The organism is Streptomyces sp. NPDC001381, from assembly GCF_042895685.1.
In the GTDB taxonomy this organism is placed as follows: Bacteria; Actinomycetota; Actinomycetes; order Streptomycetales; family Streptomycetaceae; genus Streptomyces.
On record NZ_JBIAWO010000005.1, the window covers coordinates 124,429 to 147,737 of the forward strand.

The 23,309-nt window shown below is 74.2% G+C and carries 15 protein-coding genes; 3 read left to right on the forward strand and 12 right to left on the reverse strand.

The window, feature by feature from the left end:
* Positions 1 to 8 precede the first annotated feature (8 nt).
* Complete coding sequence (locus ACFY2L_RS23330) at positions 9 to 671, reverse strand: response regulator (protein ID WP_390657261.1); 663 nt, start codon at positions 669 to 671, stop codon at positions 9 to 11.
* 14 nt (positions 672 to 685) lie between these two features.
* Complete coding sequence (locus ACFY2L_RS23335) at positions 686 to 1,819, reverse strand: sensor histidine kinase (protein ID WP_390823260.1); 1,134 nt, start codon at positions 1,817 to 1,819, stop codon at positions 686 to 688.
* 108 nt (positions 1,820 to 1,927) lie between these two features.
* Between ACFY2L_RS23335 and ACFY2L_RS23340 the strand changes: the two genes are divergently transcribed.
* Genes ACFY2L_RS23340 through ACFY2L_RS23350 form a run of 3 tightly spaced genes read left to right on the forward strand, consistent with a single transcriptional unit; the run spans position 1,928 to position 4,014 of the window.
* The gene (locus ACFY2L_RS23340; protein ID WP_390823261.1) at positions 1,928 to 2,851 is read left to right on the forward strand and encodes an ATP-binding cassette domain-containing protein; all 924 of its coding nucleotides are present in this window, start codon (positions 1,928 to 1,930) and stop codon (positions 2,849 to 2,851) included.
* Positions 2,852 to 2,853: 2 nt separating this feature from the next.
* Positions 2,854 to 3,585: an ABC transporter permease gene (locus ACFY2L_RS23345; RefSeq protein WP_390823262.1), complete on the forward strand. Its 732-nt coding sequence runs from the start codon at positions 2,854 to 2,856 to the stop codon at positions 3,583 to 3,585.
* A 57-nt stretch (positions 3,586 to 3,642) separates the two neighbouring features.
* Entirely contained in the window at positions 3,643 to 4,014 is a 372-nt protein-coding gene (locus ACFY2L_RS23350) for a hypothetical protein (RefSeq protein WP_390657265.1), read from the forward strand.
* Between the two features lie 9 nt (positions 4,015 to 4,023).
* Here the strand turns inward: ACFY2L_RS23350 and mug are convergent, their stop codons facing one another.
* The 10 genes from mug to ACFY2L_RS23400 form a co-directional block, all read right to left on the reverse strand.
* Complete coding sequence (gene mug, locus ACFY2L_RS23355) at positions 4,024 to 4,569, reverse strand: G/U mismatch-specific DNA glycosylase (RefSeq protein WP_390657879.1); 546 nt, start codon at positions 4,567 to 4,569, stop codon at positions 4,024 to 4,026.
* Positions 4,566 to 6,008: an adenylosuccinate lyase gene (purB, locus tag ACFY2L_RS23360; protein ID WP_390823263.1), complete on the reverse strand. Its 1,443-nt coding sequence runs from the start codon at positions 6,006 to 6,008 to the stop codon at positions 4,566 to 4,568. The genes mug and purB overlap by 4 nt, the downstream gene beginning before the upstream one ends.
* 341 nt (positions 6,009 to 6,349) lie before the next feature.
* Positions 6,350 to 7,129: an SGNH/GDSL hydrolase family protein gene (locus ACFY2L_RS23365; protein WP_390657267.1), complete on the reverse strand. Its 780-nt coding sequence runs from the start codon at positions 7,127 to 7,129 to the stop codon at positions 6,350 to 6,352.
* A 154-nt stretch (positions 7,130 to 7,283) separates the two neighbouring features.
* Positions 7,284 to 8,297 carry a hemolysin family protein gene (locus tag ACFY2L_RS23370; RefSeq protein WP_390657268.1) on the reverse strand — a complete coding sequence of 338 codons (1,014 nt, stop codon included), beginning with the start codon at positions 8,295 to 8,297 and terminating at the stop codon, positions 7,284 to 7,286.
* Positions 8,294 to 9,628 carry a hemolysin family protein gene (locus ACFY2L_RS23375; RefSeq protein WP_390657269.1) on the reverse strand — a complete coding sequence of 445 codons (1,335 nt, stop codon included), beginning with the start codon at positions 9,626 to 9,628 and terminating at the stop codon, positions 8,294 to 8,296. The genes ACFY2L_RS23370 and ACFY2L_RS23375 overlap by 4 nt, the downstream gene beginning before the upstream one ends.
* A 189-nt stretch (positions 9,629 to 9,817) precedes the next feature.
* Positions 9,818 to 10,243 (reverse strand): GNAT family N-acetyltransferase, encoded by a 426-nt coding sequence (locus tag ACFY2L_RS23380; RefSeq protein ID WP_390657270.1) that lies wholly within the window; start codon positions 10,241 to 10,243, stop codon positions 9,818 to 9,820.
* Between the two features lie 167 nt (positions 10,244 to 10,410).
* On the reverse strand, positions 10,411 to 19,509 hold the full coding sequence (locus tag ACFY2L_RS23385) for a hypothetical protein (protein ID WP_390823264.1): 9,099 nt from the start codon (positions 19,507 to 19,509) through the stop codon (positions 10,411 to 10,413).
* The gene (locus ACFY2L_RS23390; RefSeq protein ID WP_390823265.1) at positions 19,506 to 22,037 is read right to left on the reverse strand and encodes a CHAT domain-containing protein; all 2,532 of its coding nucleotides are present in this window, start codon (positions 22,035 to 22,037) and stop codon (positions 19,506 to 19,508) included. Before ACFY2L_RS23390 ends, ACFY2L_RS23385 begins: the two co-directional genes overlap by 4 nt.
* Positions 22,038 to 22,064: 27 nt before the next feature.
* On the reverse strand, positions 22,065 to 22,859 hold the full coding sequence (locus ACFY2L_RS23395) for a DUF6338 family protein (protein ID WP_390657273.1): 795 nt from the start codon (positions 22,857 to 22,859) through the stop codon (positions 22,065 to 22,067).
* Entirely contained in the window at positions 22,856 to 23,119 is a 264-nt protein-coding gene (locus ACFY2L_RS23400; RefSeq protein ID WP_390657274.1) for a hypothetical protein, read from the reverse strand. The genes ACFY2L_RS23395 and ACFY2L_RS23400 overlap by 4 nt, the downstream gene beginning before the upstream one ends.
* Positions 23,120 to 23,309 lie beyond the last annotated feature (190 nt).

Here is a 23,309-nt window from a genome sequence, read left to right on the forward strand (position 1 = left end):
ACACCGTCTCAACCCGGTGCAACGAACCCCGACTCGTACGCCGTGATCACCGCCTGGGTGCGGTCCCGCGCCCCCAGCTTCGCCAGCACCGCGCTCACATGCGACTTCACCGTCTCCGTGCCCACGACGAGGCGCGCGGCGATCTCCGCGTTGGCCAGCCCGCGCGCCATCAGCCGCAGCACCTCGGCCTCCCGCTCGGTCAGCCGGGCCCGCTCCAGCGTGTCCCGGGCCGCGCGGTTGCCGCCCGGCTCGCCGTACTCGGCGGCCAGCCGCCGCACCGACGCCGGGAACAGCAGCGACTCGCCCTCCGCCACCAGCCGTACCGCGTGCACGATCTCGGCGGGCCTCGCCCGCTTCAGCAGAAACCCGTCCGCGCCCGCCCGCAGCGCCTCGTACACGTACTCGTCGTTCTCGAAGGTGGTCACCACCAGGATCTTCGGCGGCCCCTCCACCGTGCGCAGCACCGCGCGGGTCGCCTCGATGCCGTCCATCAGCGGCATGCGGACGTCCATGGCGACCACGTCCGGCCGCAGCCGCCGCACCAGCGGGATCACCGCGGCCCCGTCCGCCGCCTCCCCCACGACCTCGATGTCGCCCTGTGCCTCCAGCACGGCCCGCAACCCCGCACGCACCAAAGGCTCGTCGTCGACGAGGAGCACGGTCACCGGCATGGGGCCAGCGTAGATCAACTCAGCGGCAGCTCGGCACGGACCTGCCAGTCTCCGGCGTCCGGCCCGGTCGAGGCGTGTCCCCCGAGCAGCGCCGCGCGCTCGCGTATCCCGCGCAGCCCGCTGCCCCGCCCGGGGCCGGGTGTCCGGGCCGGCAGCGGATTGCGCACCTCCAGGCTCAGCCGGCCGCCGGAGACGCCGACGCGGACCCTGACCGGTACGTCGCCCGCGTGCCGCAGCACATTGGTCAGCGCTTCCTGGAGGATGCGGTATCCCTCGCGGGACACCGGCCCCGGCACCGTCTCCAGCGGGCCGGTCACCTCGGCGTCGACCTTCGCGCCGGACGCCCGCGCGGACTCCAGCAGCCCGTCGGCCTCGGCGAGCGTCGGCCGGGCACTGACCGGACGCTCCGACTCGCGCAGCACACCCAGCACCCGCTCCAGGTCCGCGAGCGCGGCCCGGCCGGTGTCCTCGATGGCCGCCAGTGCCCGGCCGGTGAACTCCGCGTCGCCCGCCGCCCGCGCCGCGCCCGCCTGCACCACCGCCACCGTCAGCGCGTGCCCGATGGAGTCGTGCAGCTCACGGGCGACGCGGTTGCGCTCCTCCAGCGCGGCGAGCCGTTCCGCGGCGGACGGCCCGAGCAGCGCGCGTGCCGCGACGGTGACCAGCTCGCCCAGCCCGACGACGACGCCGTACAGCACGAGCAGGGGGAGGGGCGCCAGCAGCGCGTACCACCAGTGCGGCGTGACCGCGTCGAGGACCGGTATGTCGTCCGGCACGTGCCCGCGCGCGAGATCGGCCAGCACCAGCGCGGTGACCGGCAGCCACACGCAGGAGTATCCGACGGCCGCCCCCAGGACCATCCGCACCTCCAGCCACAGCACGGTCCGCAGCCGGTCCCGGCGGTTCGCCGACGGCGCCACCGAGAACCCGGGATCGGCCTCCCCCGGCAGAAGCAGCAGCCGCGCCTGAACCCCTTCTCCCGTCCGCACCCCCGGGATGAGCCCGACCGGCACCAGGAGCAGCGCGGGCACCCACGGCTTCGACATGTCGATGAACATCCACACGCTCTGCAGGAGCAGCGGCACCCACAGGTGCAGCAGTCGTGTGTATGTCGTCCCCCGCAGCAGCGGGCGCAGGTAGCGGCCCATGCGCACATCGTGACAGGCGCCACTGACAACGGCCTCCCCCGGGCGGGGGAGACGCCCTCCCCGGGCGGGGGAGGACCAACCCCCCTGCGGACCGCCAGAGTCGGGGCCATGACCAGCATCGACGTCCACGACCTCACCAAGGAGTACGGCCCCCGGCGGGCCGTGGACCGCCTGACCTTCCGCGTCGTGCCGGGCCGTGTCACCGGCTTCCTCGGCCCCAACGGCGCCGGCAAGTCGACCACCCTGCGCCTCGTCCTCGGTCTCGACCGGCCGACCTCCGGCACCGCCACCCTCGACGGCCGCCCCTACGTCACCCTCCCCGAGCCGCTCCGCCGGGTCGGCGCCCTGCTCGACGCACAGGCCGCGCACGGCTCCCGGACCGGCCGCGACCACCTTCTGGCCCTCGCCGCGAGCAACCGCATCCCCGCCCGCCGCGCCGACGAGGTGCTGGAGGAGACCGGGCTCGGCCCCGCCGGCCGCCGCCGGGTGAAGACGTACTCCCTCGGCATGCGCCAGCGGCTCGGCATCGCCGCCGCCCTGCTCGGCGACCCCGAGGTGGTCCTGCTCGACGAGCCGTCCAACGGCCTCGACCCCGAAGGCATCGTCTGGATCCGCGGGCTGCTGCGCGGGCTCGCCGCCGAAGGGCGCACCGTGCTGGTCTCCAGCCATCTCATGAACGAGACCGCGTCCTTCGCCGACCACCTCGTCGTCCTCGGCCGGGGCCGGCTGCTGGCCGACACCCCGACGCGGGACTTCATCGACGAGCGCGTGCGCCCGCGCGTCCGCATCCGTACGACCGACCCCACCGCCCTGCGGAGCGCTCTCGCCCGGCACGGCCACGACGCCGTGGAACACCCCGACGGGTACTGGAGCGTGTCCTCCGCGCGCGTGGACGACATCGGCCCGCTCGTCGCGGCCGCCGGCGTCCCCCTGCTCGAACTGACCACCGAGGAAGGCACGCTGGAGGAGGCCTACCTCGATCTCACCGCCGCCGACGCCGAGTTCGCGGCCCAGCCGTATCAGGAGGCCTGACCGTGCGCACCCCGGTTCCCACCCCCGCACTCCACGCCGAGTGGATCAAGATCCGGACGCTGCGGTCGCAGATCGGCTGCCTGGGCGCGGTCCTGCTCGCCACGGTCGCCTTCTCGGCGCTGGCCGGTGCCGACTCCGGCGGCGACGACGCCGACCCTCTCTTCTCCGTCTTCTTCGGGGTCGGCTTCGGCCAGATCGCGGCGGTCGCCTTCGGGACGACGGCCGTCGCCGCCGAGTTCCAGGGCGGCGCCCTTCGCCTGTCGCTGGCCGCGGTCCCGGACCGGGCCCGCTGGTTCGCCGCCAAGCTGACGGCGATCGCCCTGCCGGTGCTGGCCGTCGGGCTGGTCACGGGGCTCGCGACCTGGGCCGTGGGCAGCACGGTGCTGGGGGAGGGGGCGGACGCCCCCGGCACGGCCGAGGGACTGCGCGGGGCGGCCGGCTGCGCCGTCTACCTGACCCTGATGACCCTGCTGGCCGCCGGTCTGACGACGGTTCTGCGCAGCGGAGCGGCCACGCTCGGCATCCTCATCCCCTTCCTGCTGATCGTGTCGTTCGTGGTCGGCGACTTGTCCGGCAACGCCGCCGACTTCCTGCCCGACCGGGCCGGGCAGGTGGTGCTGCACAGCAGTTGGGACGGTGTGCTGGGACCGTGGACGGGGCTCGCGGTGACCGCCGTGTGGACGGCGCTCGCGCTGGCGGCGGGCGCCTGGCGGCTCGCGCGCCGGGACGCCTGAGCCGGATGACCGCTGACGGCCCGCCAATTGTCAGTGACGGCGGGTTTACTGGATCTCATGGACATCGACAGGTACCTCGGGCCCGGTCACCGCACGGCGGCCTTGGTGACCAGTCACGGCCTCGCGGTGGCGGACGCGGCGGTGCGTCTCGCCGGGGCGGAGCGGTTCCACGAGGAGAAGGAGGAGCTGGCCGGGACGCTGACGCGGAGATGGGGGACGCCGTATCACCTGGGACTGCAGACGGTCCGGCTGCGGACCGGGACCGAGGAGATACCCGAGCCCTGGGCCGAGTTGAGCCTGCGCGTGGGAGACGTGTACCTCTGGCAGGTGGCGGAGGAGGGCCGCTGGGTGGCCCTGGGCGTCGCCGACCTCGACCCGGACGACGAGATACAGCTCCTGCTGGTGGTCACCGACACCGACCCGCCCTGACGGCCCGGATCAGCCGTCCGCCGCCACCCGCAGCCGGGCGAACTCCTCCGCCATCGTCGCGGCCGTCCAGTGGGCGTTGAGACCGCTCGGGTTCGGCAGTACCCACACCCGCGTGTCCCCGATGACCCGCTCCTGCGGACCCACCGCGGCCCTGCGGTCGTCGAAGGCGGCCCGGTAGGCGGTCACGCCGACCACCGCCAGCCAGCGGGGCCCGAGCAGCCGCACCTTCTCCGCCAGCAGGCGGCCGCCCTCGCGGTATTCGTCGGCGCTCAGCTCGTCGGCCCGGGCGGTCGCCCGCGCCACCACATTCGTGATGCCCAGCCCGTACGCGAGCAGTTCTCCCTGCTCCGCCGGCTTCAGCAGCCTCGGTGTGAAACCGGAGAGATGCAGGACCGGCCAGAAGCGGTTGCCCGGGCGGGCGAAGTGGTGGCCGGTCGCCGCCGTCATCAGTCCCGGGTTGATGCCGCAGAACAGCACGCGCAGACCGCCCGCGACGACGTCCGGTACCAGACGGTCGCGGGCGGCCTCCAGCTCGGCCTGGGTGAAACGCGTCAGAGGATCGCTCCGGGGGCGTAACCGGCGGCCTCCGGACGCTGCTTCACGATCTCCTCGATGCGGCCGACGACCGTCGCCACCTGCGCGGCCGCGGCGCCCGTGAAGGACAGCTTGTCGGCCATCAGGGCGTCGAGCTGGGCGCGGTCGAGCGGCAGACGCTCGTCGGCGGCCAGCTTGTCCAGCAGTGCGTTGCGCTCGGCACCCTGCTCGCGCATAGCGAGGGCGGAGGCGACGGCGTTCTCCTTGATCGCCTCGTGCGCGACCTCGCGGCCCACGCCCGCGCGCACCGCGCCCATCAGCACCTTGGTGGTGGCGAGGAACGGCAGGTAGCGGTCCAGCTCCCGGGCCACGACCGCCGGGAAGGCGCCGAACTCGTCGAGCACCGTCAGGAACGTCTCCAGCAGACCGTCCAGCGCGAAGAAGGCGTCCGGCAGGGCCACCCGGCGCACCACCGAGCAGGACACGTCACCCTCGTTCCACTGGTCGCCCGCCAGCTCGCCGGTCATCGACGCGTAACCGCGCAGGATCACCATCAGGCCGTTGACGCGCTCGCAGGAGCGGGTGTTCATCTTGTGCGGCATCGCCGAGGAGCCGACCTGGCCGGGCTTGAAGCCCTCGGTCACCAGCTCGTGCCCGGCCATCAGCCGGATCGTCTTCGCCAGCGAGGAGGGGGCCGCCGCGAGCTGCACCAGCGCCGTCACGACCTCGTAGTCCAGCGAGCGCGGGTAGACCTGGCCGACGGACGTGAACGCCTGCGAGAAGCCCAGGTGCGCCGCGATCCGGTCCTCCAGCTCGGCCAGTTTGCCCGCGTCACCGCCGAGCAGGTCGAGCATGTCCTGGGCGGTGCCGACGGGACCCTTGATGCCGCGCAGCGGGTAGCGGCCGAGCAGCTCCTCGACCCGGCCGTACGCCACGAGCAGTTCGTCGGCGGCGGTCGCGAAGCGCTTGCCGAGGGTGGTGGCCTGCGCGGCCACGTTGTGCGACCGGCCGGCCATGACCAGCTCGCCGTACTCGCCCGCCAGCTTGCCCAGCCGCGCCAGCACGGCCACCGTACGGTCGCGGACCAGCTCCAGGGAGAGGCGGATCTGCAGCTGCTCGACGTTCTCCGTCAGGTCGCGGGACGTCATGCCCTTGTGGACCTGCTCGTGCCCGGCGAGGTCGTTGAACTCCTCGATCCGCGCCTTCACGTCGTGCCGCGTGACCTTCTCGCGCTCGGCGACGGAGGCCAGGTCGACGGTGTCCAGGACACGCTCGTAGTCGGCGATCGCCGCGTCCGGCACCTCGATCCCGAGGTCCTTCTGGGCACGCAGCACGGCGAGCCAGAGCTGACGCTCCAGCTTCACCTTGTGCTCGGGCGACCAGAGCGTGGCGAGCTCGGCGGAGGCGTAGCGTCCGGCGAGGACGTTCGGGATGCGGGGCTTGGCGGGAGCGGAAGTCACGTGTACGGATTCTACTGGCGATTCGTGCAGGCCAGCGCCACCGTCCCGTTCGGCGGAACCTACGAGACGCGCGTCACCCAGGGGCATGTCGTTCGGATCACGCCGCAGACGCGGGGTCCGGCACGCGCGTCTGCGCCCTGATCCGAACGACAGGCCCTCGCGGAGTCGGCGCGTTCCGCCGGCACGTCGGCGTGGCACGGCTCGGGCGCGCACCAGCAGGCCAGGGTCCTCCCGCAGCGCCGCCACCCGCGGGTCGTACAGCGGGTGCCGGGGGAGTCCCAGCCGCCGAGCGCGTGGCTCCGGCCCCGGAGGCCGATCACCCGCGTGGTCACGAGCGCCGCCTACGCCGGGCCCTCGTACGGCAGCAGTTCGGGCCGCTTCGGCGGGCGGCCGTCGCCGGAGGAGCGGCCGGTCAGGCGGCGGCCGATCCAAGGGAGCAGATGCCGCCGGGCGAAGCGGGCGTCCGCCACGCGGCGGGCGGCCCAGCCGGGCGGCGGCGTCGCCGGCATCGGCGTGTGCCAGTCGGCGTCCTCGGGGTCGTAACCGAGCGACTGCCAGACCGCCTCGGCGACCCGGCGGTGTCCCTCGGGACTCAGGTGCAGCCGGTCCACGTCCCACAGGCGCGGGTCGCCGAGCGAGGGGGCGCCGTACAGGTCGACGACGAGGGCGCCGTGGCGCTCGGCGAGCTCGTCGACGCAGGTGAACAGCTCCTCCATACGCGGCCGGAACCGCTCCAGGACCGGGCCCTGGCGCCCCGGACTGCGCATCAGCACCAGTTGCTTGCAGGAGGGGGCCAGCCGCTCGACGGCCTCCGTGAGCAGGTCCTTGACCCGGGCCATGTCGCACTTCGGGCGCAGGGTGTCGTTCAGGCCGCCGACCAGGGTGATCACGTCGGCCCCCATCGCGGCCGCCACGTCCACCTGTTCCTCGACGATCTGCCCGATCAGCTTGCCGCGCACCGCCAGGTTGGCGTACCGGAAGCCGGGTGTGCGGGCGGCCATCCGGCTCGCCAGGAGGTCGGCCCACCCCCGGTAGGTTCCGTCGGGCAGCAGGTCCGACATGCCCTCGGTGAAGGAGTCGCCGACCGCGACCAGGCTGGTGTGTGTGGGGTTCTTCTGCATGGCGCCACCGATGGTAGCCCGAGTCCCATACCCGGCGGTCGGTCGGTCTCCGTCCGGGAGACGCCGGGGCGGCGGGGGCCCCGAAGGCCACCCCCACGGCCCCACCGCCCCGCTGCCGGACTGCGCCGACAGCCGCGATTCGCCCTCCGCCCGGCTACGCCCGCTGTCCGAACAGTTCCCGCAGCACGTCCTCCATCGTCACCAGCCCGGCCAGCCGTCCGTCGGAGCCGAGTACGGCCGCCAGGTGGGTACGGCTGCCCCGCATCGCGGTGAGGACGTCGTCCAGGGGTGTCGCCTCCCGTACGCGAGCGATCGCCCGCATGTCCCGCGGCTGGAACGGAACGTCCTGCGGCGAGGCGTCCAGCGCGTCCTTCACGTGCAGGTATCCGACGATCCGGCGCCCCTCGTCCACCACGGGGAAACGGGAGAACCCCGACCGGGCCGCCAGCCCCTCCAGCTCCTCCGGTGTGACGCCCACGCGCGCGTAGACGACACGCTCCAGCGGGAGTACGACGTCCCGCACCGGACGGCGGCCCAGCTCCAGGGCGTCGTGCAGCCGCTCCTGGGCGCGGTCGTCGATGAGCCCCGCCTCTCCGGCGTCCCTGACGATCTGGGCGAGCTGGGCGTCGGAGAAGGCCGCGGTGACCTCGTCCTTGGTCTCGATCCGCAGCAGCTTCAGCAGACCGTTGGCGAACGCGTTGATCGCGAAGATCACCGGGCGCAGCGCCCGGGACAGCGCGACCAGCGGCGGCCCGAGCAGCAGCGCGCTGCGCACCGGCTCCGCCAGCGCGATGTTCTTCGGGACCATCTCACCGAGGAGCATGTGCAGGTAGGTGGCCAGCGCCAGCGCGATCACGAAGGACACGGCGTGCCCCGCGCCCTCGGGCACGCCGATCGCGTGGAACACCGGCTCCAGCAGGTGCGCGATCGCCGGTTCGGCGACGACGCCGAGGACCAGCGTGCACAGCGTGATGCCGAGCTGCGCGGCCGCCATCAGCGCGGACACGTGCTGCAGGCCCCACAGCACGCTCCTGGCGCGCCGGTCGCCCTGCTCGGCGTACGGCTCGATCTGGGAACGGCGTACGGAGATCAGCGCGAACTCCGCGCCGACGAAGAACGCGTTGACGACGAGGGTCGCCAGGCCGATCAGCAGCTGCACGGCGGTCACTGGTCCGCCCCTTCCACGTGGTCCTCGACGAGCGGCGCGTGCAGCAGCACGCGTGCGGCGCGGCGGCCGGAGGCGTCGACCACGTCCATGTGCCAGCCGGCGACCTCGACGCCGTCACCGACGGCCGGTATGCGGCCCAGCTCGGTGGCGACGAGGCCGGCCAGCGTCTCGTACGGCCCTTCGGGCGCGTGCAGGCCCACGCCCGCGAGCTGGTCCATCCTGGCGGCGCCGTCGGCCGAGTACAGGGCGCGGCCGTGGTCGTCGGTGCCCGCGGGGGCCAGGTCCGGCGTCTCGTGCGGGTCGTGCTCGTCGCGGACCTCGCCGACGACCTCCTCGACGATGTCCTCCAGGGTGGCCACCCCGGCCGTACCGCCGTACTCGTCGATGACCACGGCCATCGTCCGCTTGCCGGACAGCCGGTCCAGGAGCCGGTCCACGGTCAGCGACTCGGGCACGAGCAGCGGCTCGCGCATGATCTCCGACACGGGCACCCGCGCGCGGCGCTCGGCCGGGACCGCCAGGGCGTCCTTGATGTGCGCGGTGCCCACCACCGCGTCGAGGGTGCCGCGGTGCACGGGGAAGCGGGACAGTCCCGTCGCCCGGGTCGCGTTCGCCACGTCCTCGCAGGTCGCCAGGGCGTCGAGGGAGATGACCTGGACGCGCGGGGTCATCACGTTCTCCGCGGTCAGGTCGGCCAGGTTCAGGGTGCGCACGAACAGCTCGGCGGTGTCCGCCTCCAGGGCGCCCTCCCGGGCGGAGTGCCGGGCCAGGGCCGCCAGTTCCTGCGGGCCGCGCGCGGCGGCCAGCTCCTCGGTCGGCTCCACGCCGAGGCGGCGCACCACCCGGTTCGCGGTGTTGTTGAGATGGGTGATGAAGGGCCGGAAGGCGGCGCTGAACCAGCGCTGGGCGTTGCCCACGCTCTTGGCCACCGGCAGCGGCGAGGAGATCGCCCAGTTCTTCGGCACCAGTTCGCCGACCACCATCAGGAAGACCGTCGACAGCGCCGTGCCCAGCACCAGCGCGACCGAACTCGACGCCGAGCCCGACAGCCCCAAGGCCTCCAGCGGCCCCGCGATGAGCTTGGCGATCGACGGCTCGGCGAGCATGCCGACCACCAGGTTGGTGACGGTGATGCCGAGCTGGGCACCGGAGAGCTGGAAGGTGAGGTTCCGTACGGCCTTGAGCGCGCCGGCGGCGCCCCGCTCGCCGCGCTCAGCCGCCCGCTCCAGCTCGCTGCGCTCGACCGTGGTCAGCGAGAACTCCGCGGCCACGAAGGCGCCGCAGGCGATCGACAGCAGGATCGCCACCAGCAGCAGGAGCACTTCCGTCATCGGTTCACCTCCGTCCCATGGTCCGGCAGGGCAGGGAGGATCGCGCGATGTCGCGCGCGGCTACTGGGAGGCTCGCCCATGGGCGGACGCTCACACCTTTCGATGACTCGCAGGGGGACCGTACGGTCTCGCACGGTCCCCCAATGGTAAAGGATCAGCAAAGTGTCCCGGGCCGGTGGCGGACGCCGGTCAGCCGACGAGCGGCTTCACCCACCGCCGCCACCTCTCCTCCGGCGCGTACCCCGCCGCGCGCCAGGCATGATGCGCCGTCTCGTTCCGGGTGAGCACCATCGCGTCCCCGCGCCGCCCGCCCAGCCGCACGAACCTCTCCTCGGCGGCGGCCAGCAGCGCCGATCCGACGCCCTGCCGGCGCCGGTCCGGGTGCACCGCCAGCCGGTACAGATGGCACCGCCACCCGTCGAACCCGGCGATCACGGTGCCCACCAGCTCGCCGCCGCGCTCGGCCAGGATCAGCGCCTCGGGGTCCCGGCCGACCAGCCGCTCCACGCCGGCGCGGTCGTCGCTGATGCTCGTGCCCTCGGCGGCGGTCTTCCAGAAGGCGAGGACGGTGTCCAGGTCGTCGGGCGTCGCGGCCCGTGTCCGAAGATCAGTCATGGAGCGAGCCAAGCAGAGCGCCGCCCCGACCCGCGAACCGTTTCCGCGCCGGTCAGGCGCCCCCGGCGGGCCGGGCAGGCCCCCGGGCCACACGTGCGACCCCGCGTCTTCGCAAGCCACGAGGGGGGAGGGGCCGTCCGCGCGGCGGACGGCCCCCCGCCATCCGGTCAGGCGGTCGACGACCCGGCCGAGGGGTACGTCAGCGGGGCCGGCAGGACCGCCGGAGACGCGGCCCGCACGGCCGCGTCGAACGCCGACGCGAGGAAGGCGATCTGGCCCGGGTGAAGCCGGTCCTGGGCATCCCGCCGGTCCCGCGGAGGCACCAGGGCACGGCTCAGGGCCGCGAGTCCGGTCAGCGGGCCCGGTGCCACGAAGAGCGGATCGAGCGCCACGGGCTCTCCCACCGAGGCCAGGAGCCCCAGAGCGATGAGGTGGAGCTCCGGTTCCCGTTCCACGGCCGCCCGGTAGAGCCGCCCCCGGCCGAAGGTGACCAGCTCGGCGAGATGCCGTGGATTCAGCAGCGGACGGAGGCTCAGCCGGGTGAGGCGCCCCCACACGCCCTGCCGGGGGCCCCTGCCGCTGAGCCAGGTGTCGAGCATCGGATCGACGTGAACGGCTCGCAGGGCCCGCTCACCGGCCTGGCGTGCGAGGCCCACGGCGATCCGCTCGTGCTCCGGATCGGGGGTCCCCGCCGCCAGCAGGGTCGCGCCGAGAAGGGGAACGAGGTCCACCTCCCCGGCCCGCCCCTCATCGCTGGCGCGCGACCCCAGCCACTGCTCCAGCGCCTCGGACGCCTCCGGCGAGGGCTGCCCCGCGTTCCCCGCCGCGACGTGCTCCCAGGCGGCCCTCACCACCCGCACGTCGACCGGGTCGGCCGCGCGGCCTTCCGTGATCTCCAGCTCCGGATCGGCGCACAGCTCCCGGTAGTCCGCGAAGCGCCGCCGTACGGTCTCACGGACCGCGCGACCCTGGGTGACGACGCTCGGCAGGTCCGGGATCGTGTCCCGCTTACCCCGCGGGACGGTGCGTACCAGGGCCGTCCCCCGGGGGCCGCGCGTCAGCCGGTCCACCTCGGCGACGAGCCGTTCGCCGTCCCCGTGGTTCGACGCCTCGCTGGAGAACGTCACCAGCATGTCGCTGCTCTCCAGCCGGGCCAGGTAGCGCCGGCGGCCGTGCGGTTCCATCGGGGCTGCACCGCCGAGCACCACCAGCCGCACCGGATCGCCGATCCCGAGCCGTCCGAAGTGACCGAGCGCCGACGGCGAGGCCGCCGCCGAGACCCGTCCGTCCCCCAGGACCGCGACCCGCAGCGGAACCTCCGGGACGACCAGCGCCTCGTCCAGCTGCCTCCCCGTCAGCCGTGCCCAGGCGGCGTGCTCCGCGGGCATCCAGCGCAGCGCCCTGGAGTCCTCCTCCCGGCACAGCAGACCCGCTCCCTCGGCACCGGTCCCGTCACCGTGCACCGCGGCGAGCGGGAGCACCTGACGTTCGGACCGTTGCGGCACCGGCAGCCCGGTGCACAGGCCTCCGCTCTCCGTCCGGCGCAGCCACAGAGCGCCGCCCATGGCGTCGTCCGGGGCCTCGGCCATGAGGACCGCCGCCACCGCGTCGGCGGCCCCTTCGGGAAGCCCGGGTACGAGGTCACCGGCCCGCGCGGGGAGGAGGGCCCCGCCGCAGCGCAGCAGGAGCCGGCCGTCGGCCAGCCGGCCCGTCACCCGCGCCAGGGTCTCCCACGGGGCGTCACCGGGCAGGCGCGGCTGGGCGGCCCGGGACACCCGCAGTCCGCCGTCGGACTCCAGCGACTCGACGGTCACCGGCAGGGCGCCGCCGACCGCGGACAGCACCGCGTGAGCCGCCTCCGGACCCGCCTGCAGCTCCCGGCGCAGCCAGGCGTCATCCGCCCAGCCCTCCTCGGCGGGCACCACGGGGCGCCCGGGCATGCCGTGCACGTACAGGGTTCCGTCGTCGGCCGCGCTCAGCAGCACGGCATCGCCGGGCCGTGCGGGGACACCGTCCGCGCACCGGACGAGATCATTGCCGCCGGGAGTGAGGCGCACCGTGTCCCCCGGGGCGTACTCCCGCGCCCCGGCACGGGTCACCGGGTACTCCAGGGAGGCGTCCGCCCCGCCCAGGCGCAGGGTCCCCGACTCCGGCTCGACGGCGAGCACCGTCAGCACGGCGGGCACCTCGCCCAGCGCGCCCCGCAGCCCCGGCCGCCAGTCGTGCAGGACGACGAAGGCGGGCTCGCTGATGGTGCGGTGGTAGGCGGACACGCTGACCTCGTCGCCCGGCCGGAACAAGGCCCAGCACAGCCCGTCCAGGGGATGGAGGGTGCCCGCCGTCATCGCGTGGGCGAGTTCACCCGGCACCTCCACCAGCCTGCCCGGGGAGAGCTCCAGCCACAGCCCGGACGCCCGGCCGGACGACATCGCAGGACCGGCCACCGCGTACCGGTCCCCGGTCTCCCGTGCTCCCAGGGCGGCCCTGCCCCGGCGCCGGCGGTCGATCAGCAGGTTCGCGGGGAACGCGAACCTGCGCAGGTCGCCGGGCGGGTACCGCAGGACCGCGTCCCCGGCCGTCATCACGGGCTCCGCGATGCCCTCCCGCCCGTCGAACTGGACGATCTCCACGGACTCCGGCAGCCCGTCGGGCCAGTGGCCCGTCTGGAGGTCGTGGGGCACATGGCGCGCCGCCGCGTGCCGCTCGCCGAGGGCCCGCATCCCGAGGTCCGCGAACGAGAGCCGGCCGGTCGGCACCGGCGTCCCGGCCGTCCCCTCCTCCGAGGCGACCGGCCGCACGGTCGGCTCCAGCGTGTCGAGGTCGATCGACAGCCACCGCGCCGACGACTCCTCCGGCTCCAAAGGCACCGCGAAGGACCGCGTGTCCTCCCGCCGGATCCGTCCGATCTTGGGATGCGGGTACCGCATCAGCTCCCGGATCCCGGCCAGGGGGTCCTCCCCGTCGTCCGCGGACGGCTGCGCGAGCAACTGGACGTTGGGCAGCCCCGACACCGTGAACTGGGTCCGGTCCAGCTTGTCCGGCGTGTGCCCGGTCAGCAGCTGGTTCTTGGGGAACACCACCACCTCCCGGCCGTCGAGCCCGTAGGCGGCGTCGCCGGGCAGAGCGGTACGGAGCCGGAAACGGCCCTGGTCCGCCCGGGTGACCCGGACCACGGCACCCACGTCGAGGTGGTCGGAGTCCGCCAGATCCGCGGTGCCCAGCACGACGAACACACCCGCGCGCAGTTCCAGCCGCACCCGGGGCGCGACGGCGGTGACGACCGCGAAGCACGACGGGTTGCGCGGCGTGAGATGGCCGCGCAGGGCACGCGCCGGGCGGGTCGGCGCATGGGAGAGCCGGCCCTCGAACTGCCCCGCCTTGCGCTGCCCGGTCAACTCGACCAGGTAGCAGGTCTCTTCCAGGGCACCCGAGCCGTCCTCCTCCAGGATGCGCCGCAGCAGATCCTCCCGGTGTGCGAAGGCGCGCCGGGTCACCCGGGCCGTGATCCGCTGGGGCGCGCTCTTCGGACCGAGTTCCAGGAAGAGGTCGAGGGTGATGTCGTTGGGGTGGCGCAGGATGCGGTCGGCCCACATGAAGACGTGCTGGCCCGGCCGGATGGCGTTCGGGTCGCGCCGGTGGAGGGTGGGCCGCACGTACCGGAAGGTGACCTCGCGGCCGCCCGAGCCGTCCCAGGCGTCCGTGTCGAGGAAGCCGAGCACCCGCACCTCCTCGGGTCCCGAGGGGTACTGCTTCAGCAGCACGTCGACATCGTCCTGGTGCAGCCGCAGACGCGCCGAGCGCACCTCGTTCGGACTTTCGTCGGCGCCGATGGACCCGCCCCGGCCCTCAGCACTGAGCACGTCCGCCGTCCGGGCCATCCGGTCGAGACGCACGGTCAGCCGGGGCAGGACGTGCTGGTGAGCCTGGTCGCGCAGGAAGCGCTCGTCGGACCAGCGGATACCGCTCCCGTGCAGATCCAGCGAGAGACCGCCGTGCTTTCCGCCGTCCCGCTGTGCCGTCCTGGCGGTCAGGGTGATCAGGGTGACCCGGTCACCGTGGAAGACCGGCAGTTCCTTGCCCCACCGCAGCGGGCGGCCGTCGAGCGTGACATCACCGCGGTGCACGCGGAGGGTACGGCCGAAGCCCCACTCGAACAGCAGCCAGTCCGCCCGGGCCTGTCCGGGCCGTGCGCTCACCGCGCCCACGAAGTACAGGGAGGTGGCGGTCTCCCGGCCTTCGACGATGTTCTGCAGATTCTTGAAAGCACGCAGGTCGACCGGCGGCGTCCGCCGGTACGACGCCACGTACGGCAGCCCCCCGGGCGCGTCGGCGGGAGCCGGCAGCAGGACCACATGGGCCCGCTCCGGCCGGTAACGTCCGCCTTCGACGTGCGGCCCCTCACCCGCGACGAGCGGCACGGGCGGCAGGCTCACGGTGCGGCGGCCTCCGTCGAGCCCCACCGGGGCGAGCACCGCGTGTCCGTCCCGCAGTGCGGCGCTCCACCCGGACTCCCTGGTGACCACGGGCCACGCCTCGGCGTGATCGGCTCCCTCGTCGGTCGCCGCGGCCGGCGCGAGCGAGAAGACCCGCCGGACGTCCCACGACGTCCGGCCGCCCTGGTCCACCGGCTCGGCGTGCAGGGCGACGCCGTCCACCTGCCACGCCGTCTCGCTCGGGTACCAGGTGTCGGTGACCCCCCACATCGAGCGGCCGCCGGGCAGCCGGACCTCCACGCGGTGCCGCTGGGCCCGGTCGGCCGGGTCCACGTAGGGCGGCCCCAGGACGACCCGCCCGTGCGGGGCACGGGCGTCGGCCGGCTTCGTCCGTCCGGCCCAGGCGAGCAGCACGTCCTCGCGCCTGGGGTCGTGCGCGACGTTGAGAGGGGTCTCCCCGGCCCCTTCGAGGACGCCCAGGGCTGCGTTGCTCTCCCGCTGTTCCAGCCGCCACAGGCAGCGGGCGAAGACGCGCCGGCCGCGCGCCGTGAAACTCCAGCCCTGTGCGGACCGGAAGGCCAGCACCTGGTCCCCGCTGCGCTGCGTGGGAGCGGTGAAGGCGGACCAGGGCACATGGAGGTCGATGATCCGGTCGCCCACCCGCAGCCACACCCGGGGCGCATGACCGGAACCGTCCGCCGGCGCCGAGCGCAGGATCGCCGTGGTGTAGTCCATCCGGGCGAGCCGCTGAGCGATTCCCGCCCGCTCGTGCTGCGCCACATGGGAGAGCAACTCGGCATCGGGCACGGGCTTCTTCGCCGTGCCGCGCGGCGTGTTGCGCACGGAGACCCCCGTGATCAGGGCCGACCGGTTCCTCACCGCGGCCGTCCAGCGATCGGTCTCCTTCCCCGGCCGCAGCATCACCGACTGCGCCTCCACGGCCACCTCGACATTGCCCTGCTTCGTCCACGCCCGCAGAGTGCCGTGGCGCGGATTCATCCCGGCGCCCAGCCGGACGACGGCGTTCCTGGGGAGGTCGTAGAGGCGGAGGAACTCCTCCAGGCCGGGCTCCTCGTCGCCGGCGTGCCGGCTCGCCTCGGCGCTCACCCTGGCCGTGCGCAGCGCCCTCTCGTCCCAGCCGGTGATCGCCTGCTGGGCGGTGTCCTGGACCAGGGGAGGCATGTCCTCGACGACGACCGGCGGGAAGCCGGGGATGTCGTGCTCGACGTACCACCGGGTGCCCTTCCGGACGGCGTCGACCGTGCCGGAGGCGCACAGCTCCCGCCAGCGCGGGTTGCGCCGGTCGATCCCGTCGGTGGCGGCGCCGGGCCACTCCTGCGGGGGGACGTCGGCGGGCGGGTCGGTCAGCGTGAGCGAGGGGCCGTCGTGCTCGTCGTCGGTCAGCCGTACCCAGCAGCGCAGTCCGGCCGGCTCCTCCCACTCGGCGGCCTCGGCGCGCAGCCGCTCGGCGGCGACCGGGTCCCAGAACCGCTCGGGCAACAGGAACGTCCGCCCGGGTTCCAGTCCGAACCGCCAGGCCGTGCCCGCCCTGGTGCTGGTCCGCTCCAGCAGCGTCAGGACGGCGACCGTGCCGTTGTCGTAGGGCAGCCGTGTCGCGAGCAACTCGGTGAACCCCCGGTCGACCGGGTGCCAGCCGTCCTTCTCGTAGCGGCCCACGGTGAGCAGGGGAGCACTGCCGGCGAACGGCTGGGACAGGTCGGGGTCCCACTCGGCCAAGGGGCCGCTGTGCGGCTCGCCCCCGGGCGGCAGCCCGTCCGGCGTGACGTCCGCGACGCCCTTGTCCGCGTTCGGAGCGACCTGCACGCGCCGGACGTCACCCGGCAGGAATCCGACCGGCATCCTCCGTGTCTCCTTGACTCCCACCGGCAACGACTCGCGATCGCGGTCGGGTTCGAGGACGACGACGACCGGGTCACCGAGGCCGGCACCGGCACAGGGCGGGGCCTCCAGCGGCTCTCCCAGGCCGCAGTTGACCAGCAGCCGCCGGCCTCCGTCGGTGCTTCCGCACACCACGGCCGCGAGGCTCGGGAACGTGCGCCGACCGGCCTGCTCGACAACGTCCTTACGGCGGTGCGGTTCCCGGAACAGGTCCACCGCTCCGTGCGCCTCCGGTTCGACCGGCAGCCAGTGGAACACGGCCTGGTGCGAGGTCTCGTAGGAGAACACGGCCATCACCGAGCGGGGATCCGGCGGTTGCTGCGCCGCGGCCGCGGAGGCGGGGTGCGCCGATCCGTCGAGCGGCAGCGGCGTGGAACGCAGCGCCGAGGTCAGGACGGACGCCTGCCAGGAGTACTCGACGAACGCGCGGTTGCTCCCGGCCTCCGGACTGTCGTCCCGTGTCAGCTTGCGCACCAGCCAGTTGAGCTGGCGTTCCAGCGACAGCTCGGTGGTCCGCAGCATCTCCAGGTCCCAGGCGTCGCGAGCCGTGCGCAGGCCGTGGAGCCCGACCAGCCGGCCGTCGTACGACAGGCTCAGCAGCCGCGCCCGCAGGCGGGTGGCGGTCTGCTCGGGGAGCTCCGCGTGGACGAGCCGGTGGAACAGGAGCCGCAGGTCCATGGGGGTGCTCAGACCGAACTCGGTGAACACGTCCAGGAACTTGTCGAGCAGACGGGACTCGTGCTCCCCGTCGACCCGGACCACGTCGAGCAACTGGAGCATGAACCAGCGCCCCAGCCGGGGGAGTTCCTTGGTGGCGCCGACCTGGTCGATCACCTGGATCCAGGCGTCGACGAGTTCCGGCACGGCGCTGTCCGCGCTGCCGTCCCGCGTCTTGGACAGGGCGTGCAGCAGTCGGGCGGACGCCCAGGACAGCGGTTCGGGAACGCGATGGGACTTGCGCACCCACGCCGCGAACCGGGTCACCTCGCGCGGGGAGTCGAGTTCTCCCGGCTGCACCAGCAGGAGTTCCTGGAAGGTGGGCGTGCCGGTCGTGTCGCGGGTCTCGGCCAGCCGGCGGCCCGAGACGTCCTGCTCGAGCACCAGGCGCAGCAGCAGGTTCGCGTTGCCGACCTCCCGGCGGTGGAGCCGTGTGTCGAGGCCGTGCGCCGCCTGGCGCAACACCGGTTCGGCCAGCGGCGGTTCACCGTGGAACCAGCGGCTCTGCGGAGCGTCGTCCTGCGGCCCCCCGTAGCCCGAGAGCGCGTCCAGCACCGCCTGGACGAGCACGTGCAGCGCGCCCCCGCTGTCGTGGAGCAGCTTGGCCTGCCGGTAGACGCGCTGGTTCGGTCCGCCCCTGGCCACGGTGACGGCACGCCGGGCGAACACCTCGGGATGCAGCTCCGGGTAGACGCCCCGCAGCGCGTACATGCCGGTGCGGTGGGCGGCGTACGCCAGCGGGACGAGGACCGGGGGCAGCGGGGAGTCCGGCGCCTGCTCGGTGCCATGGGTCACACCGGTGATGTGGTGCCCGCGTGCGCCCTCGGAGAGGACTTCCGTGCCGTGCAGGACGAGATCGGCGAGCGGGTGTGCCGCCTCACCGCCGTGGCGCATCAGCCGTACGGCCGTGCGGACGGCCGACAGCAGCCGCAGGAGCACCACCGGGTCCGACGCCGTGGGGAAGGTGTCGCCCGGGGCCTTCGTCGGCGCCCAGCCGGTCCGCACCCGGTCCACCCAGGGCGAGAAGGCCCAGACGGACGGCCAGAACGTCCTCAGCTCGTCCGACCGCGCCGTGCGCACCAGTTGCACCGGGACCGCCTCGGTGCCGTCCGTGACCACCGGACGGGAGCCGGTGCGCAGTTGCCACAGCGCGGTCAGCTGATCGCCCCAACGGCGCACCTCGCGCTGCTCCACCGGGCCGAGGAACCGCACCGGGTACTCCGGGCGGCCCCCCGGCGCGGCCCACCGCTTCACCAGGAGAGCGGCCGCGGCCGCCGGGTCCGTGGCCGCCGCCATGTCCCACAGGGTCTGCTGCCACAGGACGGGGGACAGCGCCTGCGGAGCCGTCTCGGCCGCGATCCCGAGCCGGTCCAGGACGCGCCGCTCCGGGACGCCGGAGGCCCTCTCGTCCCAGGTGCGGCACAGACGGCGCAGTCCGTCGAGGGTGACGGCGTCCCGGTCGAGGCCGGCCACCCGCCCGGCCGTGCCGTCACGGCCACCGGGGTGCAGCAGCCGGGCCGCGGCGGCCATCAGGTCGGGTTCCAGGTGGACATGGCCGATCCCCGGATCGCACACCATCCGCAGCAGCTCTTCCCGCTCGGCCGCTCCCGGGGCGACCTCGCCGCGGGCGCGCAACGCCAGCAGGAAGGGAAGCCGTCCGTACTCCTGTCTGAGGGCCCGCCTCGTGAGGTCCTCCAGCACCGAGCCGTCGCCGCGCAGTTCCGTCCGCAGATCGTCGGCGGTCTCGGGCCGGGCGGCCAGGTGGGCCGTCGCGGCCAGCAGGAGCGACTCCTGCGCGTACCGCGTCAACTCGCGGAAGGGCTCCGTGGTCGGCCGCGGCGCCGCGTGCTCGTTCCACGCCGTGACGGCGTGGCGGAGCGCGGCCACCGCACCGGAGGGGTCCTCCCGCGCGCAGGCCCGCAGCAGGGCGCCGAGCGGTCTGGCGACGGCGCCCCCCTCCACCGTGTCCCGCAGGGTCTCCAGCAGCTGGTCGAGACAGCGGTCGGCGCTGTCGCCGCCCGCACCGGCCAGCCGCAGCAGACGGGGCGCCACGTGCAGTGCCGTCCAGCGCTCGCAGCGCCCGAGCATCGTGAGGGCGTCCGGAAGCATGCCGGGTAATCCGCCGGGGGCGTCGAGCACGTCGAGCACCGCCAGATAGGAGTGCGTGGCCTGAGCGGTGTCCCGCATGGCCGAGCAGAAGTACCAGTCGTCGATCATCGTGTTGCCTCGCTGGGGGAAGAACAGTGGTGTGTCGTCGGTTGCAGGCCGAGCTGCTCGCGGATCCGCTCGGCGCGCTGCCCCTCGTCGAATCCCGGTGGTGACGAGTCGCCCGTCTCGGGCATCAGGCCCAGCGCGTGGCGCTGGTCCACCGGCAGCGCGAGCAGGATCCTCAGCGTCTCGGCGTCGGCCCCGGTGGTGCGGAGCAGGGGCCAGGGCGCCGCCGTCGGCGGCAGCAGGCGCAGCGCTTCGGAGGCGGGCCAGTCGAGGCCCGCGCGCCGCGCTGCCGGGGCGCTCGCCGGGTGGCCGGCCAGCCAGCGTGCCACCTCGGCGGGGGCGGGCCGCCGACCCGCCCACGCGACGGTGCGGTACTGGCTCAGCAGGGCCGCGACCGGCGGGCTGAGCAGCGGAGCGTCCCACCCCGCGAGGTCGACCGCTCGGCCGGAGTGCGACCACAGCAGGGCCAGCGCGATCGCGTCGGCCTGGGCGCGCCGGACGGACAAGGGCAGTCCGAAAGGAGTGGGCAGGGGTGCTCCGGCGGTGGAAGCGGCCCGGACCCAGGTGCGTACGTCCTCGTCGTAGTCGGCGGCGACGGCCAGGGCCGCCCAACGGCCGGGCGCGGACGCGTCGGAGGCCAGACGTTCCAGGATCCGCCGGAACGCGGCCGGCGCGGTGCCGCGCAGGTCCCTCAGGCCCTGTTCCGTCACCGGCCAGCCCTCGGGCCGTCCGACGAGCTCCAGCTCGGCCGCCGACGGTCCGGCCGACGGTTCCTGGCCCGGGCGGTGCCGGCTCAGTGCGGTGACCGGCACGTTCAGGTGGTCCTGCAGGTGCTGCCGTACGGCGGCCAGAGCGCCGGGGCCGGTGGTCCGCAGGGCGGTGTCCCGTCCGGTGAGGACCACGATCACCGGATGGGCCAGGGTGCCGGGCGTGCGCCCCAGCCGCCTGTACCAGTGCTGGACGACGGTGTCCCAGGCGCCGGGGCTCCAGGGTCCGTCGGGGATGTCGTACGTGAGGACCCAGCCGCTGACCGCCCGCTTCCTCGTGTCCCCCTCCGGGAACGCCGCGAGGAACGCGCGCCAGAGCGCCGGTGACGCCGCTCTCGTCTGCCAGTCGTCGCCGCTCGGGGGGCGTTGCCGGGCCCGGGTCCGGAACCAGCGCCGGCGCGGCCAGCCGTGCGGCAGGACGGCGTCCCACTGCTCTTCCCACTGGTTCAGGTCCGCCGCCAGATCGTTGCCGGGCAGGTCGAGCAGGACGCCGGCCAGGCCGCCCCGGTCGAGCCCCCATGCGACGTCGAGCCGCACGCGCCGACCGTCGGCGTCGTCCCCGTCCCCCTCCCCGCCCTGCTCGGCCGGGTAGGCGTGGGGCGAACCGGGCGTCTGCGCCGGGGGAGCGTCGGTGAGACGCAGTCCGTTCGGGCCGGTGTAGAGGGCGGGAACCCCCAGGTACTCGTCCAGGCCGGACTCGCCGACCCTGGCGAGGCCGGCGGCCATGGCGGAGTGGATCTCGCCGTGCCGGCCGAGCTCCTCGACGAGGCCGTACAGGAAGTCGTGGCCGGTGGTCGGCTCGACCGCCGACTGCATGGCCACCACGGCCGGGACGCCCGAGGACACGAGCTGCTCGGCGGTGGTCCCCCAGCCCTCGGACTCCAGCATGCCGCCGGCCGTGTTGCAGGACACGAGGACCGCGAGCTGGGTCTCGGCCTCCCGCAGCAGTCCGGCGAGCTTCTCGGCGGTCACCAGGTCCGGTGACGCGCTGCCCGGCTGGTGGAGAAGGATGCCGCTGGTCCGGGGGGCCGGCGCCACTCCGTGGGCGATGACGCACACGATGTGCGTGCGATCGGCGAGCGCCTGCGCGAACCGGTCGACGTCGGCTTCCTCCATGACGTCGGTGGCGCCGAGCCTGCCCAGCTGGTCCGCGGCGCTCGACGCGGTCCAGACCGCGTCCTTCAGGGAATCCGCGTGGACGGCGTCCACGCGGCCGAGGTCACTGCCGTCCTCGGCGACCACCCGCCCATGCACGCCTGCGGCGCTCACCACCAGGGAGCGCAAGGGCTCCTTCGGCCCCGGCGCCGTGCCGGAGCCCACGATCCGGGACAGCACACAGCGGTGGTCGCGGTTGACGAGCGCCAGTTCGCGTTCCCGGCCGGTCGGTCCCGTGGGGGGAAATCGGGTCCGGGTCAGCTCCCAGGGCAACGCCGCGAAGACCGCGTCGCGTGCGTGCAGCCGCACCACGAGGAGGTCGTCGGGCCTCAGGTCCCTCATGCAGGTGTCGAAGAGGGCGTCCTCCACGGCTTCCGGGAGCAGCAGGTCGCGCAGCGCCCGGCCCAGGGCGCGGGATCCGTCGGCGTCCCGGCGGAAGGCGCCCACGAGGCCGCGCAGACCCCGGGTCTCGCCGCGCACGGGCTTCCCGGCCCGGGGCGCGCCGGGCAGTTCCAGGGTGATCGTGGCGGACCAGGCCTCCGCGCCCGGGCCGCTCTCCGTGATCCTCGCGTCGGTCAGGTGCAGGTCGACGACGCGTTCCTCGCTCATGATCCCCCGCTTTCGGTGTCGTGTGCGTCAGCCGAGGGCCACCAGCAGCAGCGACTCGACGAGCAGCACGCCGGCGGCGAGCTGCCACTGGAGCGCACGCACCCGGTCTCCGAGGGAGGCGGTGTGCGCGGCCGGCGGCTGCGGTGAGGGGGCCGGAGCGGCACCCGGCGGTCCGACGTGCGCGATGGCCACCCAGGCGATCTCGCGGGCCGGAACGGCCAGCCGTACGAAGGGGGCGGGCCAGGGCACGGGCGGTGCCCCCGGTTCCTCCTTGAGGATCTCGACCTTCCGCAGGACCAGCTCGCGCCGGTCCACCTCGGGGTGGGTGTTCATGGTGTGGAAGAACCCCTCCACGCGGTATCCGCCGCTCTTGAGCGCCACGACCAGCTTGGGGTGCTTGCCCTGCGGGATCTCGTTGTACAGCAGCTCGTACCACGCGTCGGAGCCGTGGATGCCTCCGCTCGTGGGCGGCCGCATCAGTCCCGCGGCGAGGAGCGCCAGCGCGGTCGCCGCGACGAGTTCCGCGGTCAGGCCGGCCACGGAGAGCTCCGGGTGGGCCGACACATACCGGGCGGTGCCGGAGATGAGCCCCTTCGGGCTGGGCAGGCTGGCGGGCCGGATCTCGTGCACCGCCGCCAGCAGTCCGGCGGCGACCGCCGTGGCGAGGGCGCCGACCAGCAGGACCCTGGCGGTCTCCACGAACGGGCTCTCCGCACGCAGCGGAGCACGCCGGCGCAGACTCAGTTCGAAGGCCAGGCCGGGGACCACGAAGACGAAGAAGACGAGAACCGCGGTGAACGAGGCGGGCAACGCTTCGCTCACTCCCGCGCGTCACCGGCCTGCCGGGGCGGCGGGGGTGGGGCCGGGGCCACGGCCGCGGCGGGGGGCGTCTCGAAGCTGGGGGACGGGTCGTCGTGCTGATGGTCGTCCGTCGGGGGTTCCGCCCGTACGACTCCGTAGTGGTCCTTCTGGTCCCGCCGGGTTCTGCCCTGGGGGCGGGGCCGGAGGCTCGGCTGCCCGCTGTCGGCCGGGCGTTCGTCGGATCGGGCGCCGGACTGTGCGTCGGACTGTGCGTCGGTCATGTCCCCCATACCTGACTCTCGTGTGCGCGGTCACCCGTCGCTCTCCGCACGGGCGGGCTTGCGCGGTGCCGCCTTGACCGCTCGTCACAACGTAACGCGGCAAGGGCGGCCGACCGGCTGAGGTGCCGAAGTCGACCGCCCTTGACTGAATCTGATCGGATGGGGGCGGGGGGGTGAGTACGGCGGCAGC